This window comes from Mesorhizobium sp. BR1-1-3 (assembly GCF_020165455.1).
In the GTDB taxonomy this organism is placed as follows: domain Bacteria; phylum Pseudomonadota; class Alphaproteobacteria; order Rhizobiales; family Rhizobiaceae; genus Mesorhizobium; species Mesorhizobium ciceri.
Map to the genome: position 1 here is coordinate 281,226 of NZ_JAIUIC010000002.1, position 14,793 is coordinate 296,018.

Genomic DNA, 14,793 nt, shown 5'->3' on the forward strand with positions numbered 1-14,793 from the left:
ATGCTGCTCGACTATGACCGGCTCGGATGGCTGCGCGTGGCACTTGTCGGCTTCACGGCGGCAGTGGCGGCTTTCCTGTTGCTGCCGGTGGTCTTCATCGTGCTCCTGTCGTTCGGCTCGTCGCGCTGGCTCGCCTTCCCTCCGCCCGGCTGGACGCTGAAATGGTACCAGCAGTTGCTGGCTGATCCGACCTGGATCGATGCCGCGCTGACCAGTGTCCGGATTGCCGCCATGGCCGCCATCCTCGCCGTCGTCATCGGCCTGTTCGCCTCCTTCAGCCTGGTCAGGGGTGAGTTTCGCGGACGCCAGGTCCTGCGCGGCTTGCTGTTGATGCCGATGGTGCTGCCAGTCGTCGTGTTCGCCATCGCCATCTACGCCTTCTTCCTGCGCATCGGCCTTGCCGGCACCACGGTCGGCTTCGTCATCGCCCACACCATCCTGGCGCTGCCTTTCGCCATTATCCCGATCACTGCGGCGCTAGAGGGTTTCGACAAATCCATCGAGGACGCGGCCATAGTCTGCGGCGCCAGCCCGCTGCAGGCACGGTTGAGGATCACCTTGCCGTCGATCAGGATCGGCATCTTCTCCGCGGCGATCTTCTCTTTCCTGGCCTCATGGGACGAGGTCGTGGTGGCGATCTTCATGGCAAGCCCGACCTTGCAGACCTTGCCGGTCAAGATCTGGGGCAGCTTGCGCGCCGACCTCAGCCCGGTCATCGCCGCCGCCTCCAGCCTGCTTGTCGGCCTGACCTTGTGCCTGATGATCGTGACCGCACTCCTTCGCAGGAAAATGTCAAGATGACCCGGCCATTCCTGTCCATACGCGCGGTGAGAAAGACGTTCGGCGCCTTCGTCGCCGTCCATGACGTCACCATCGATGTGCCCAAGGGGGAGTTCCTGACGTTCCTTGGCCCGTCGGGTTCCGGTAAGTCGACGACACTCTACGCCATCGCCGGTTTCCAGGATCCGAGCTCGGGCGATGTGCTCCTGGAGGACAGGTCGCTGCTTTCGGTGCCGTCGCACAAGCGCAACATCGGCATGGTCTTCCAGCGCTACACGCTATTTCCGCATCTGAGTGTCGCCGAGAATGTCGCCTTTCCGCTGCGCGTGCGCCGCCGACCGGATGGCGAGATCAAGCGCAAGGTCGCCGACATGCTGGCGCTGGTGCGCCTCGAAAACTTCGCCGACCGCCATCCGGGCGCGCTGTCGGGCGGCCAGCAGCAGCGCGTGGCGCTTGCCCGCGCGCTCGCCTACGACCCGCCGATCCTGCTGATGGACGAGCCGCTGTCGGCGCTCGACAAGAAGCTGCGCCAGGAGATCCAGGCCGAGATCCGCCGCATCCACCGCGAGACCGGCGTCACCATCCTCTATGTCACGCACGACCAGGAGGAGGCGCTGCATCTTTCGGATCGCATCGCTCTGTTCAGGGAAGGCCGCATCGAACAGATCGGTACTGGCGAGGATCTTTACCTCCGGCCGGCGAGCGAGTTCGTCGCCGGCTTCATCGGCAACTCGAATTTCCTGCCGGCTGAGCATTTGCAAACCGCAGATGGCGCATCGACGATCCGCCTGGCCGGCGGCTCGATCGTGACCGGCGTCAAGGCGACAACGTCGTTCGGCCAAGGCCAGAACGTCCGGCTGATGGTGCGCCCGGAAGCCTTCCGCTTGACGCCTACGCCGACAAGCGTGGCACTCGCCGTCGAGATCGTCGATACCGCCTTCTTCGGCGACCGACGGCGGGTCGTGGCACGCACGGCCGGCGGAGATGAGATCGACGTCAGGCCAACCTCTGACGCAGAGGTGGGCGATGGCACCGCCACATCAGGTCAGCGCATCTTTTTCGATCCCGCTTCGGCGTTCCTGTTCCCGGCCTGATGGCCGGGATTGCGCATGTCAAAGCGATTCCGGTGCGGAAAGAAAGTCCGCTTGTGAAAATGCGTGCTTAGAAGCTGTCAGTCCGCTTCAGGCCCCTTATCCGCCAAACAAAGTTGCTTACGGCTTAGCGAGAGGGTCAGACGCCTCTGGCTGGAAAGCTGTTCGGTTGCCATCGCACGCCTGCTGGTCTGCAGTCCGTTAACACCCCGCCGACCAGTGTCCCTGGCCTGCGCGTTATGCATGCGGCACCTCTACCCCGAGCGCGTGCGGTGGCCGCTCTTGCTGCGATCGGCCGAGGCGTTTATGCAGGTGGAGGATCGCCGCGAACAGCTGGACGTCGTGAGACGCCGCGACTGCATCGTCGCTCACCTCGCGCATTTGCTCAAGGACCAGGGCGCACGCGCGACCTCGGAGCTGAGCAGCGTCAACCTACATCTGGATGACGTTGGCGTCTTGCATACCTGAATATAATCAGGTTGCGGAACATTGTGTGCAAAAAACGCACAAGAAAGTTCTGCTTCTCTTCTTTTTTCGTTCCTACGAGGGAGCCGCCGGTAGCCCTTTCGGACGCTCTTCTGCCGACGATATTGACCGCCCCAATGCGAATGTTCGCCGGTGTATTCGTAAACCTCATTGTCCGCAGCGCCGTTCAGTCTGCTTGGGTTTCCTAGAAGCTTTTCGAACTTTCTGTCTTGCGGCTCCCGTCGAGATGCGGGCCCTCTGGAGGAGGTCGGGGTGTTTTGGATCCGCTGTGGTGCAACCTTGATCCAAGCATTTATGGGGGTTCGAGTCGGTAGAGGGCTACCGCCAATTCACCGCTGCTACCGAGTTCGTCTGTTGAATGTACTCGCAAGCAGGGACGACAGAATCACATCCTGTCCCCTGGCTGTGGTGGCCGGCTGATTTGAACTGTCATCAGAGGCCCGCAAAGTTCCCGTAAACCAGACATGCAAACGATAACACTTGAGGCCGCGGTTGCGCCAGGTTCGGCGAATCTTCCATGTGCCGCACGCCACCTTGGCTCCCGGCCTTCATTGTCGTACCCTCGCGTCGCAAAGTCAGCGTGTGCAGAGGAGGCGCGTTCGAATGCGGGTTCCAATTTGGCTCCTTTCGACCTTTGTGCTGTTGTTGGCAACATTTCCATCCGGGGTGCACGCTGCCAGCGACAATCCGAAGCTCACGCCACTCGTTGCGGAGATCATCGCTCCCCCGCATGTGATTCCAGGCTCGGACGGCAGGCGTCACATCGTCTACGAACTGGCAGTGACGAATATCACTGGCGGCGATGTCCGTTTCGAGAAGCTCAAGGTCGTCGATGCCGACAGCGGAGCACCGCTTGCAGAACTCGGCCCGGATGAATTGCGCACGCGCGTCACGCCGGGCGCAAGCCGCGGCAACGAAAACCGCGAGTTGGCCCCCTATCAGTTCGCCGTCATCTTTCTGCATGTCGTGCTTGCGGACGGCGCGGCGGTTCCGGCTCGCATTACCCACGAGATCACGGCGTTTTTCGCGGTCATCGGCGCCGACATGACGGTGACGATTGGCGAGGGTGCCGTCGTTGCGAAGGCACCGGTGGCTCTTGGGCCGCCTTTGCGCGGCAAGGGTTATGTCGCGGCTGACGGCTGCTGCGATTCCATCCGCCATGTCCGCGCCCTGCTGTCGCTCGACGGCAAGTTCTACCTTGCCCAGCGTTTCGCTATCGACTGGGAGCAAATCGACGACAACAACACGCTGGTCGTGGGCGACCTTAAGGTTCCTGCGAACTACCACATCTATGGCAAGCCTATCCTTGCCGTTGCCGAAGGCACCGTGGTCGGGACGCGCGACGACTTGCAGGACCAAGTGCCCGGTGCGCTGCCCGCCAACTTGCCGATTGACGAGGCCGACGGAAACTTCGTCGTGCTCGACATCGGCTCGGGCTTGTTCGTCAACTACGCCCACATGCGGCCGGGGAGCATTAAGGTGAAGCTCGGAGACAAGGTGCAGCGCGGCGATCAGATTGGCGAAGTCGGCAATACCGGGAACAGTCAAGCGCCGCATTTGCACCTGCATGTCATGGACAGCGCCTCTCCGTTGGCCTCGGACGGCCTCCCCTACGTGTTCGACAGCTTTACCATCACCGCCGTCGGCGAGGCCACCGAGGATTTTGACATGGCGGAAGCGACCGGATCGCCGATGACGCTCACGCCGCGCGTCCCGCCCCAGAAACTGGAAGACGTGCTGCCGCTTGACCTCTCTGTTGTTGACTGGCCACAGTGATCGCCTTGTAAAAGGCAGTGGACAGTCCGCCCTGATTTCCGAAATGGTGAGCTCGAAGCCGATGACCGCCACCCGCACAATACCCTTACGTCTTTTCCTTGCCGCTGCCGTCCTTACCTGCGCAAGTCCTGCAAACGCCGATCGGCTGCTGGACGAATCGGTCGAATTCACCGGTACATTCGCTTTCGTGAGCTCAGGCGCGCCGGGCCTGGTGATCGCCGGCGTTCGCAACGGCGAGACGGCGTTTACCGGTTTCGGCGAAACGGTCCGCGGATCCGGCATAGAGCCGAATGCCGACACAATGATGCGAGTGGCATCCATTTCGAAGGCATTTTGCGGAGACGCTCTCGCCAGTTTGTTGGTAAAAGGAGAGATCGGCCTGACTGACCCTGTTCAGACGCACCTGCCTGACGGTTTCGTGGTGCCGGAGAAGGATGGGCGGACCCTAAGGATCATCGACCTCGCGACACAGACATCCGGCCTGCCGCGCGAGATGGCCCAGGCAGGTGGAACACCCAACGATCCCTACGCCGGCCACACAAAGGAAGCGATGATCGCAGCCATGCACGGGGAGCCGTTTCTGTTTCCTCCCGGAACTGGCGCGCTCTATTCGAACCTGGGCTTCGACCTCCTGGGACTGGCGCTCAGCGGAGCGGCTGGCAAGCCGTACGCTACCGTCTTGGAGGAGCGCGTGTTGCGGCCACGCGGCATGGTGGACACGGTCTTCAATCCGCGACCTGGTGACGAGGGCCGGCTGATGCAGGGCCACAATTTCGACGGCACGCCGCTTCCCTTCGTGCCGACACCGATGACGATGGAATGCGCCTCGGGGCTTTATACGACGCCCAACGATATGCTGAAGTGGATCGCCTGGCACTTGGCTCAAGGCGGCTCCGAGGACGATGCACGCCGCATTATCGACCACGCCAGCCTAGTCAGGAGGGATGGGCTCTCTCCGGCGCTGGGCCTCGACGACGGTGGCGCGCCGATGGATGCGATGGCACTCGGTTGGGTTGTGGTAGAGGCTGACGGCAACCGTCCGCTGGTGCTTCACAAATCCGGAGGGCGACAAGGCATGTTTACATATGTTGCCATCGCGCCGACGCGCGGCGTCGGCGTCTTCGCGGCGATCAACCAGTTCAACGCCGGGGGCTTTGAAGCAATGGTGCACGCAGTAAACGAACTGATCTATCAGCTCGCGCCCCGCTGACTGCGCTCTCGTCTCACAATCAGATTTCTCGTCGAGGACATTCCAATGACCGGTTCAGGCCACAGGCGCTTGCTCATCCTCTGCTTCACGGCAGCCTGCGTCCTTGCGGCTCCTCACGTCGCCGCCGCCAAAGATCGTCTGCTTGAGGAAGCCGTGGGATTTGCCGGCGGCATCGCCTTCCTGGGCTCGGGCGCTCCTGGCCTCGTGATCGCCGCGGTTCGCAACGACGAGACGGCCTTCGCTGGCTTCGGCGAAATCCGCAAGGGCTCGGGGCAGGTGCCCGACGAACATACGCTGATGCGGATAGCCTCGATCTCCAAGACCTTCTGCGGCGATCTGATGGGCTCGATGATTGTGGATGGCGTCATCGGCGCGACCGATCCCCTCGCCAAACACCTCGGGAAGGACTGGACCGTGCCTGGGCTCGAAGGACGAACGCCGAGGCTCATCGATCTGGTGACGCAGGCATCCGGCCTGCCGCGCGAGGTACCGAACCAGACAGGCGGCACGCCGGACGACCCGTTCGCCGGCAATACCTTCGACCTCAGCCGCGCTGAGCTTGCGAAGCCAGAACTCTATCTTTTCCCTCCCGGCACGGGTGCCTTTTACTCGAACTGGGGTTACGATCTGCTCGGCCTCGCGCTGGCCAATGCCGGTGGCAAGTCCTATGGCGATCTGCTGGCCGAGCGGGTGCTCACGCCCCGCCAACTGACCGACACCAAGCTCAACCTGGCGGAAGGCGATGCGGCGCGGACCATGCAGGGCCATTTCTTCGACGGCACACCGTTGCCCCTCGTTCCTTCGCCGGAAACGATCGGATGCGCGGGCGGGCTCTACACCTCCGCCGCCGACATGATGAAGTTCATGGCCTGGCACCTTCGCAAGGATGCGGCCGGCGATGCGGAGCGTACCGTCGACCATGCGGGCTGGCTCTGGCGCGACGGTCTCTCGCCGGTAATCGGCATCGACGATGCGGGGCCGATGGGAATGATGACGCTTGGCTGGGTCGGAGTTCTGGCCGACAAGGACAAGCCCATGATGCTCAACAAGACCGGCGGATTGCAGGGGCAGTTCAGTTATGTGGTGTTGGCGCCAACGCGCGGTGTCGGTGTCTTCGCCTCGATCAATCAGTTCAGTGTCGGCGGGTTCAAGGCGATGGTCGCAGCAACGAATGATCTCGTCGCGCAACTTGCGCCAAGATAAGGGCAGTTCAGGCGGGAGCTACGCCACCTAATACGAGCTGATTAGCTGGAACAAAAAACGCGTGCCGGTATCAGTCAGACCTCGGTTATCTCTGAACGGTACCGCAACAAGCGCCCTTGCATTGAGGTGTTGCCCAAATGCAGCCTTTGCACCTATTCCGGCCGAGCCGAGTTCCGCCTCAATGTAATCCACGCCCGTATCGTGGTTCCAGACCGCACCGTAATCGACATAAGCAAACACGTTCAGATTTGGGATCGGCAAAGCCTCCGGGAGTTCGATGTTGCGTCCCAATTCCAGCGAGGCCGCTATCCCGCTATCGCCTGAAGCGGCCGAGCCATCGAAAGCCAGGCCATAGGGATCGCCGCCGAGCACCAACTGGACCGACGATGGCACCGCCGTCGGCGCATATTGCGCAGCCACTCTGAGGTGGGCGACGGCCAGCGAAGCGATCTCCTTGGTAAGGTCGAGGTCGCCCCGAAAATACCTGTAGTCATCAGGAACGCCTGGACGCGGTGCAAGCGGATCGGTGCTGCTGCTCGCGCCAAAGCCGTCGAGGCCTTGGCCGAAAGTACCTGTCAGCGTGATGGCGCCGTTTTCCAACTCACCGGTATACTTAAGGGAGGCCGCCAGCCATCGGAGGTCCTCATCCGTCTGCGTTTCGCCGCCCAACGCCAGCGAGTTGTCCTTGAAGTTCAATTCAAGGCGGCTAAACAGGCTGTGGTCAATTGTCCGCAGCAGTGGGTAGTTGGCATACGCGCTGCCGAACCTAGAGGCTATGTCGAGATCGAGAGGCTTGAGGTCGGCGCCCGGCTGGGAAGAGACATAACCGATGCTATAGCCTACATGCAGTCCGTCATACCCGATCGGGACATCGTGCGAAGCCAGCACGAACTTCAACTCCTCGGGACTGTCCGGAATGGTCACCAGGGCGATGTTCGCCACATCGAACAGCCTAAGCGCATCGTTGAAGGTGCCGGTGCCGGTCAGCTGAAATGGGCCGACGGCATTGCTGCCGAGATTGTCGACTATTGCGTTTGCGCCGGCCCGCTTGAAGCCAATGTCGAGTTTCAGATCACCGCCGGCGGAGGGCGTTTCGGGCCGAATGAAAGTGCCTTCGATGGTCAGGCCGCCAAGATCGCTCATCAGCAACAGCACGCGCTCGGCCTCCTTGATCCGGATTGGCCGCATGGCGACGATGCGATCGATGTAAGGTTTCAAACGCCGCTCAATATCAGGGATGGCGCTGTTGATGGTGACCCGGCGCACATAGGATTCGTAGAGAACGATGACGACGTTGCCGGATGAAAAGTCCTGCTCGGGAACGACAGCCCACGAGAAATATCCGGCCTTCTGGTAGATCTCGTCGATCCGCTCGGCGATGGCGTAAAGGTCGGCGGCGCTTATCTTTTTGTTCCGCTGCGCGGCCCACGCTTGCTCCAGCGTAGCGCTGGGCACCGTCACCGCGCCTCGAACGGTTATCGACCTCAAGGTAAACATTGTTTTTTCGGCTTGTTCCGAGCTCGTTGCCTTGCGTGCATCCGGAACTGACAGGTCAATCGTGCCGGGCTTCCTCGGAGCGGAATAGCGTCGGATGATCTCGTTCTGATCCGAAACCACCGAATCGATCCGCTCGGGGATCGTCTGGCTAAGGCTCGGTCCGACCATGAAGGCACTGGTTGCAAGACTGATGGACACGCGACGTACTGCGTCGAACCAGTGGGACAGCGCCTTGCGAAGAGGCATCAATCAAACTCGCTGACATGTCGTGGCAGGGAAAATCAACGGTTATTCGAAACTTGGTTTAGCAAATTAGCAAATATGTCGGGGTCCGTCATCCCGCGATGCACACCCGTCAGTGCCCCAACAAAGCGCAGACCGCCTGAGCCTGAACCTCCCGCAAGCGGTCGAGCAACGCGCCAGCCGGCTCAGCGATGTTCAGCGTGGTGGTGACCGAGCGCGTCCCGTCGGCGGTTGACGCCGCCCACTGCGTGTAGCCCGGGAAACTGCCGGTGTGGCCATAAACGACACCGCACGGCGTGGTGTAGCGGAACAGTCCGAGACCGGCCTCGTTCGTCCCGGGTCCGGGCGGACTGGAATTGCCGGCCACGAACTTCATCTGTTCAATCTGCTCGGCAGCGCCGAAGAACTTCAGTCCGAGATCTGCCCGTATGAACATCGACAAATCATCAGGCGTCGACACGATCGCGCCCGACGCCCACGCACCGCTCGGGCTGACGAAGGTCGTGACATCTTTCGGCTCGGATCCGGGCGCGACGACATAGCCGTGGATGGCGGGCCCAGGCAGCGCGATGTCGCGCGTGGGGAAACTCGTCCGGGCGAGGGCGGCAGGACCAAACGCGATGTTCTTCAGCAGCGTCCCGTAGGGCATTCCTGTGACCGCCTCGGCGATCAGCCCGACGACGACGTTGTCCGTGTTGGAGTAGGTATACTGGGTGCCGGGCGTAAACTCGAGCGGGTCGTTGCGGACCCAGCCGATGATCTCAATGGGCTGCACGTAACCTTGAGGATTTGTCGCGACCTGCTCGGCCAAGCCCTTGGACTGCAAGTAGTCGGGCAGGCCGCTGGTGTGGTTCAGCATCTGGCGGACCGTGACGGCCGACCATGCCGCCGGCAGATCAGGCAGGTGCTGGCCGATGGTGTCGTCGAGTCCGAGCCGGCCCTTCTGGACGAGGTGCAGGGCAATGGCGCCGTTGAATGCTTTTGAGATGCTGGCGATGCGCATGTATTGGTCGACCCCCAGCGCCTCACCCGATATGACATCGGCGCGCCCCGCTGTGAGTACGGTCATGCGACCGTCGCGGTAGAGCGTGGCGATCGCCCCGGGAGGTCCATCCTCTGCATCGAGGAGCTCCTGTAGGCCGGCCTGGACCTTTGCATCGGCCGTTCTCAACTGAGCCGCGGTTAAGCCGGTCGAGCGTGCCGGGCCTTCGCTATCAGGATGTTTTACATAGAGATCCGGATTCATCTCTTCAGAAGACACGATGACCTCGTCATTGACGCCCGAGTCAATATAATCATCGGTAATTGAAAAGCCTGCCAGAAGCTGTTTGTCCGTGAGAGGATACCAGGAGCCGAGTTCGTGCGAGTAGGCGGCAATGGCCAGCATCGCGAGTTCGCGATTGCTATACAGGTCGACTTCATAATCTTCGACCAATTTGCCATCCGAATATTTCTTATATCCATTAATGTAAGGATCGCGGGAATTGTCGCCTCTATACTTATCCACAATGTCGCCGACGGTGACCTTAGACTTGTTTCCGTGGAAATAGATCTTGCGGAGGAGAAAACCCCAAGCAGCTACCCCATACTCTGGGGTTTCATAAATGGCAGTTTGGTTGCCGTACCGGTCTGGCAGAGTGCAACCCACATATCCTCTCATGCTGTCTCGCTGCCATTTCGAGATGTTTATGGCGCCGGGATTGTTTGTTCGAAGGGCCCTCCGAGTAAGCGCATTTGAGGAACTATAGTCAGCGTCCGGCAGGCTGCTAAAGAAATTGCCGATCCCGACCAGACTTCTGAAGTTGAATTCAGTAGCTTCAGAATATTTCGCATCGTCGCGAAATGGCGGGGCTAGACTGCGCGCCTTGTTCGCTTGCCAAAACGGCAGCCCGAGTGCACTACCGGTCTGCATCCCCACTGTGCCGTCAACGGGCATTCCATATGTGCTCTGGAAGGACTTCACAGCGCTTGCTGTCTGCGAACCAAACACTCCATCAATCGCTGAGGCGTAAACAGATTTGTCCGTGAGTACGCTCTGTAGAAGCGCAACCCTACGATCAAGAACGTTGCTTCGTGTTTGCTGAAAGACCGGACCGACGGGTTGACGCTTGTCGCTGATGCTGAAGTTGCTGACCCATTCGCTCGACCCGGAATAATCGTCAGATGCTCCGCATTTCAGGGGATTCGCTGCGCTAACTTCATCCGGGCTTTCAAAAGCGAAGGCCGGACCGGAAGGCAAGAGGGCCAGGAGCGCAATGCCAAGCCAACCGCCCATCCCCGGCCTGAAACAACCGCCTATCATTTGGCGACTTCACCGCATGCGTTGACTGCATCGGTCTTCGACATGCATCCTCCGATCTTCGGCGAATGTCAGTTCGCCTCCTTAACCGACCTTCTCGTCTCCCGAGCACCTTTTCCATATCATCCAAAGAGTGGATGACGGAAGGTGAACTCGATTCTGATCTGGCGAATCTTTGTCAGAAACGCCGCTATCGCCGCGGCAGCCTGCAACTTCAGCGCCGAGAGCTTCCGCTTGTCCGACGTGAACTCGGAGCGAGCCATGTTTACGAGCTCGTATCGGCGAGAAACAGTCCTTTCCGGCGAATGGTTGAGCCGTGCGGTCTCCGATTGGAGCAGACCCTGACATGCGGAATTTCGATCCCCTATCAAGGGGTGCGCTTACGCACCTTCGGCGACCAGCGCGCATTTGCAGCCAAGTGGAGTCACTTGGCGTCGCGAAAGTGCGGCTGTGTTGAACGATGCCGGCCTGTCTGACTTCGCCGAGCTGCGCAAGGCGATCACACGACGGCAGCACGACCTCTACTTTGTCGCCTTCGACCTGCTGCACCTCAACGGTCATGACCTGCGCGACATGGCACTGGAGGAACGGCGTGAGATCCTTGAAAGCGTGATCCCCGCCAACATCCGCATCCAATTCAGCCAGGCGCTGCCCGGCGAGGCCAATCCATCACCTGATCGATGAAGCCGGTCTGGAGGGGATGGCATCAAAGCCACGCCAGATCGGCGCCAAAAGGCATGAAGCGTGAAGCATGTGCGTGGCGAGGCAGACTCTTGCCATGCATCGCTGCAGGACTTTCGGGAAGAATGAGCAAGCGGGGAAGCGATTTTCTCTCCCATTGGATATCGGATGGTGATCGATATGGCTGTGGACGCAAAACGGGCAGCGCGAGCCAGGGCATTCCGGGCCAGGAGATCGATGAAGAGATCGGCCCGATCTTCGAAGACATCATGCAGGGTTGCGGGGCGCCACGCTTCGCCGCTGCGAGGAGGACTAACGCTCGGCAGCCGAGGGTTCGACAAGGTGTTGCTAATATGCAGCAGCGGCGGCATCTCTGACGGCCACCGCCTGGAACCGCTTCTCACGGCTGGCTGTAGACGTCAAAATGAGAACGAAAAACGGGAGGTGACGAAGATGGATAAGCGAGAAAACAGGATCATTGAGACGTGTTGCCTTATAGCCGTTCCGGTATCGATGGCTCTCACTATGGTACTTGCTCAACTGATCCTTGGCTGAACCCAAGGCACCGACCAGGCAAGACATGAGCCGTATTAGGCGACCGCTAAACCGGCAGGCGATCTGGCAACGCTAGCTATCGTTCCTCAGGTGGTTTCAGGATTACCTGAACATCGCGGGCAAAATCTACTACGAAACCCACTTGCTCCGCTGATGCGGATGCAAGCATTTTTCAGCGAGGTCGCGCTGGACCTGGTCTGCGCGGATGGATCGACCCTTTCTGTCCTCGTCAACGCCGCGGAGCGGCGCGGCGAATCGGGCAATCTGCAGTTCATCCGCATCACCGTCTTCAATGCGTCCGACCGCCGCCGCTATGAACGAGAGCTTCTGGAAGCGCGCCGCACTGCAGAGCGGGCCAACGCCGAACTGCTTAAACTCAACCATACACTCGAACGTCGCGTGGCCGAGGCGGCCGAGGCGCGCCTGAAGAGCGAGCGGGCACTTCACCAGGCGCACAAAATGGAGGCGGTTGGCCAACTGACCGGCGGCATCGCCCATGATTTTAATAACATGCTCTCAGTCATTGTGTCGTCGCTCGGGCTACTCGAGAGGCGGCTTGCAAACGGCGAGGACGTTTCCCGGTTTGTTTCCTCCGCAAACTTAGACTAGCGCTGGGCCTCTGAGTTCGCCTCACCGAGCGCGCAATTCAATCTATAGGTTCACGGACGCAACGGCTTGTTCTTGTGCATCGCAGCAACGATATTGCTGCATGTGCGTTGTGCAGGACCGTGCCATTCCGGCGCACAAGGACACCGACGTGCGAAATATATCCGATACGATCGCTCGCCTGAGCGCGATGCACGCGCGGCCAGCAGCTGGATCCGGAGAACGGAACGACGCTCACTTGTCCGAAATTACAGGGTTCGGGTCCAATCCCGGAGCCTTGCGCGCGAGGCTTTATCTTCCGAAGAACCTGGCCCGGCAGGCGGCGCTGGTCGTCGTGCTGCATGGCTGCACCCAGAACGCGGCCAGCTATGATCATGGCTCCGGCTGGAGCGAGCTCGCCGCCGAGCATGGTTTTGCGGTGCTGTTCCCCGAGCAGCAGCGCGCCAACAACCCCAATCTTTGCTTCAACTGGTTTGTACCAGGCGATATCAGGCGCGACAGCGGCGAGGCACTGTCCATTCGCCAGATGATCGAGGCGGCAGTGGTTACGCATGGCCTCGATCGCAAGAGGATCTTTCTCACCGGTCTGTCCTCCGGCGGCGCTATGGCGGCGGTGATGCTGGCGGACTATCCCGAACTGTTTGCCGGCGGCGCGATCATTGCCGGGCTCGCCTATGGAAGTGCCTCGACGATCTCCGCAGCCTTCGACCGCATGCGCGGCCATGGCGGTCCGTCCCAAGCCGACCTCCAGCGGCTGTTGCGGGCGGCCTCGCCGCACAAGGGTCCGTGGCCGCGTATTTCGATATGGCAGGGCTCGGCCGACACGACTGTTGTGCCTACCAACGCGGATGCAGTCCTGGCGCAGTGGCAAAGCGTGCACAATCTCGGCGAAAAGCCAACACGCATAGAGAAGGTCGACGGCCAGACGCGGAAGGTCTGGAGCGACAGCAACGGGCGCGAGGTAGTCGAGACGTTCACCATTGCCGGCATGGGCCATGGAACGCCACTGCAAACTGGCGGCGGCGATGGTCTCGGCAACGCAGGGCCTTTCATGCTGGATGTTGGGATTTCCTCGACACGCCATATCGCCCGCTTCTGGGAATTGACGAAGCCGGACGTGCGACGCAAAGCCAAAGCCGAGGTCGCTTCAGGCGCCGCATTGCAGTCCTTTGCACCCACGGAAAAACCGCGGGCAGTCCGAATCGATCCTACTCCGGAGCGAGCCAATGCGCGCGGTCCGGCAAGTGGGATTTCCAAGGTCATCGAAAATGCTCTGCGCGCGGCGGGGTTGATGCGCTGAATTGTTGTGGCGGAGGAGCTCTTTGTCTGGACCCTGCTGAACCAAGAGCCCACCATCGATAAGGCAGTGAACCCCTGCTTACCCAAGACAGCGGCGTCGTTTGGGCCAAGGCTATTTACCATCGGCCCTGGAAAGCGCTCTTGAAACAGGCCGGCCTGTCGGATGTGACGCTCATGAGCTGCGGCATACCTACGCCAGCACGATGGTTCGAAATGGCGCTCCGTTGATCATCGTGGCGCAGGCCCTTGGTCGCAGCGACACCCGAACGGTGGAGAAGCACTATGCTCACCTCGCCCCGTCCTATGTAGCGGACATCATTCGCCGACTAGCACCCGACATTTAGAGGACAATCCAAATGGCTGAGGTCGCAATTGCCTGCTCACTTGCTGTGATCGCGTGCTTCTGCGCGATGTGCATAATCGCGTTTTTCATGCTGGCGAAGTCCGCTACCCATCCTTCTTACCTTGAACAGAAAGATGACGCCGCTCGGCGCTTGGCCGAGCCATTAGGTCCAACCGTGCGAGAAGCTGTGGCCACGGCGATGGCAAAGGCACGGCGCTCCGAAACCTATTAAGCTCAACTCGACCTACGCCATTGCCGTGAGGCGCTTGCCCGCGCGCTCGTGCACGAAGGTGGCCATGTGAATAATAGGACCGGACCGCCCCACCTTCCGTGGCGTTACAGCTATTCAGAGCGATCGACAGGTCCACGCATTTGCGATGCCGCTTGGGCTTCGAAAAAGCTGACCGGCTTATCCGACGTCGCCCAGACGCAAATTCCGTAGGCAATCCCGAAGGAGATCAACAGGGCGGGCAAGATGGGTAAGCGGTGCATGGATCGGCTGGGCCTCTTTGTTGCAGACCCGCCCACAACCTCCTGCAACCCGATCGGTTCGAGATAAAATATTTACCGTCTTGGCATGGTTTACGGATGGTTTCGCAGGCCATCGCGGATGCTTGCCACTGTGTCTGCTGGCGAAGACAAAAAAAGCCCGCTGCCGGGAGGAGGTGGCAGCGGGCTCGATTTTCGAATGTGGCGCGGGAGGAGGTGCGCCTCATTCAGCGCC

12 protein-coding genes and 1 pseudogene are annotated in these 14,793 nt (G+C 60.5%); 11 read left to right on the plus strand and 2 right to left on the minus strand.

Going from position 1 to position 14,793, the window contains the following annotated elements; translation table 11 throughout:
- The 6 genes from LB559_RS05735 to ampH (LB559_RS05760) all read left to right on the plus strand — a co-directional run bounded on the left by LB559_RS05735 (window position 1) and on the right by ampH (LB559_RS05760) (window position 6,546).
- A complete protein-coding gene (locus LB559_RS05735) occupies window positions 1–801 on the plus strand; it encodes an ABC transporter permease (protein WP_064994959.1) in 801 nt (266 codons plus the stop codon).
- Window positions 798–1,874 (plus strand): ABC transporter ATP-binding protein, encoded by a 1,077-nt coding sequence (locus tag LB559_RS05740; RefSeq protein ID WP_013525219.1) that lies wholly within the window; start codon window positions 798–800, stop codon window positions 1,872–1,874. The genes LB559_RS05735 and LB559_RS05740 overlap by 4 nt, the downstream gene beginning before the upstream one ends.
- Window positions 1,875–2,114: 240 nt before the next feature.
- Window positions 2,115–2,339: a hypothetical protein gene (locus LB559_RS05745; protein WP_224673409.1), complete on the plus strand. Its 225-nt coding sequence runs from the start codon at window positions 2,115–2,117 to the stop codon at window positions 2,337–2,339.
- A gap of 654 nt (window positions 2,340–2,993) precedes the next feature.
- Window positions 2,994–4,133 carry a M23 family metallopeptidase gene (locus tag LB559_RS05750; RefSeq protein WP_224673411.1) on the plus strand — a complete coding sequence of 380 codons (1,140 nt, stop codon included), beginning with the start codon at window positions 2,994–2,996 and terminating at the stop codon, window positions 4,131–4,133.
- A 61-nt stretch (window positions 4,134–4,194) separates the two neighbouring features.
- A complete protein-coding gene (gene ampH, locus LB559_RS05755) occupies window positions 4,195–5,343 on the plus strand; it encodes a D-alanyl-D-alanine-carboxypeptidase/endopeptidase AmpH (RefSeq protein ID WP_224673412.1) in 1,149 nt (382 codons plus the stop codon).
- Window positions 5,344–5,388: 45 nt separating this feature from the next.
- Window positions 5,389–6,546: a D-alanyl-D-alanine-carboxypeptidase/endopeptidase AmpH gene (ampH, locus tag LB559_RS05760; RefSeq protein ID WP_224673414.1), complete on the plus strand. Its 1,158-nt coding sequence runs from the start codon at window positions 5,389–5,391 to the stop codon at window positions 6,544–6,546.
- 27 nt (window positions 6,547–6,573) lie between these two features.
- Here the strand turns inward: ampH (LB559_RS05760) and LB559_RS05765 are convergent, their stop codons facing one another.
- The gene (locus LB559_RS05765; RefSeq protein ID WP_224673416.1) at window positions 6,574–8,289 is read right to left on the minus strand and encodes a ShlB/FhaC/HecB family hemolysin secretion/activation protein; all 1,716 of its coding nucleotides are present in this window, start codon (window positions 8,287–8,289) and stop codon (window positions 6,574–6,576) included.
- A 109-nt stretch (window positions 8,290–8,398) separates the two neighbouring features.
- Window positions 8,399–10,561, minus strand: coding sequence for a serine hydrolase (locus tag LB559_RS05770; RefSeq protein WP_224673418.1), 2,163 nt, complete (start codon window positions 10,559–10,561; stop codon window positions 8,399–8,401).
- A gap of 474 nt (window positions 10,562–11,035) precedes the next feature.
- On the opposite strand from LB559_RS05770, the pseudogene LB559_RS05775 reads away from it, so the two are divergent.
- The 5 genes and pseudogenes from LB559_RS05775 to LB559_RS05795 form a co-directional block, all read left to right on the plus strand.
- Window positions 11,036–11,297: pseudogene (locus LB559_RS05775) on the plus strand (ATP-dependent DNA ligase); the annotation flags it as partial.
- A gap of 683 nt (window positions 11,298–11,980) precedes the next feature.
- A complete protein-coding gene (locus LB559_RS05780) occupies window positions 11,981–12,430 on the plus strand; it encodes a hypothetical protein (RefSeq protein WP_224673656.1) in 450 nt (149 codons plus the stop codon).
- Between the two features lie 148 nt (window positions 12,431–12,578).
- On the plus strand, window positions 12,579–13,727 hold the full coding sequence (locus LB559_RS05785) for an alpha/beta hydrolase family esterase (RefSeq protein ID WP_224673420.1): 1,149 nt from the start codon (window positions 12,579–12,581) through the stop codon (window positions 13,725–13,727).
- Between the two features lie 202 nt (window positions 13,728–13,929).
- Window positions 13,930–14,070 carry a hypothetical protein gene (locus LB559_RS32835; protein ID WP_263498974.1) on the plus strand — a complete coding sequence of 47 codons (141 nt, stop codon included), beginning with the start codon at window positions 13,930–13,932 and terminating at the stop codon, window positions 14,068–14,070.
- A 12-nt stretch (window positions 14,071–14,082) separates the two neighbouring features.
- Window positions 14,083–14,301 (plus strand): hypothetical protein, encoded by a 219-nt coding sequence (locus LB559_RS05795; RefSeq protein WP_224673424.1) that lies wholly within the window; start codon window positions 14,083–14,085, stop codon window positions 14,299–14,301.
- Window positions 14,302–14,793: the final 492 nt, after the last annotated feature.

Excerpts from the sequence above, each read along its gene's own strand:
- ampH (WP_224673412.1), top strand. The coding sequence starts at position 4,195 with ATGACCGCCACCCGCACAATACCCTTACGTCTTTTCCTTGCCGCTGCC.
- LB559_RS05795 (WP_224673424.1), top strand. The coding sequence starts at position 14,083 with ATGGCTGAGGTCGCAATTGCCTGCTCACTTGCTGTGATCGCGTGCTTC.
- LB559_RS05745 (WP_224673409.1), top strand. The coding sequence starts at position 2,115 with ATGCGGCACCTCTACCCCGAGCGCGTGCGGTGGCCGCTCTTGCTGCGA.
- LB559_RS05735 (WP_064994959.1), top strand. The coding sequence starts at position 1 with ATGCTGCTCGACTATGACCGGCTCGGATGGCTGCGCGTGGCACTTGTC.
- LB559_RS05740 (WP_013525219.1), top strand. The coding sequence starts at position 798 with ATGACCCGGCCATTCCTGTCCATACGCGCGGTGAGAAAGACGTTCGGC.
- LB559_RS05780 (WP_224673656.1), top strand. The coding sequence starts at position 11,981 with ATGCAAGCATTTTTCAGCGAGGTCGCGCTGGACCTGGTCTGCGCGGAT.
- LB559_RS05770 (WP_224673418.1), bottom strand. The coding sequence starts at position 10,561 with ATGGGCGGTTGGCTTGGCATTGCGCTCCTGGCCCTCTTGCCTTCCGGT.
- LB559_RS05765 (WP_224673416.1), bottom strand. The coding sequence starts at position 8,289 with ATGCCTCTTCGCAAGGCGCTGTCCCACTGGTTCGACGCAGTACGTCGC.
- LB559_RS32835 (WP_263498974.1), top strand. The coding sequence starts at position 13,930 with ATGGTTCGAAATGGCGCTCCGTTGATCATCGTGGCGCAGGCCCTTGGT.
- ampH (WP_224673414.1), top strand. The coding sequence starts at position 5,389 with ATGACCGGTTCAGGCCACAGGCGCTTGCTCATCCTCTGCTTCACGGCA.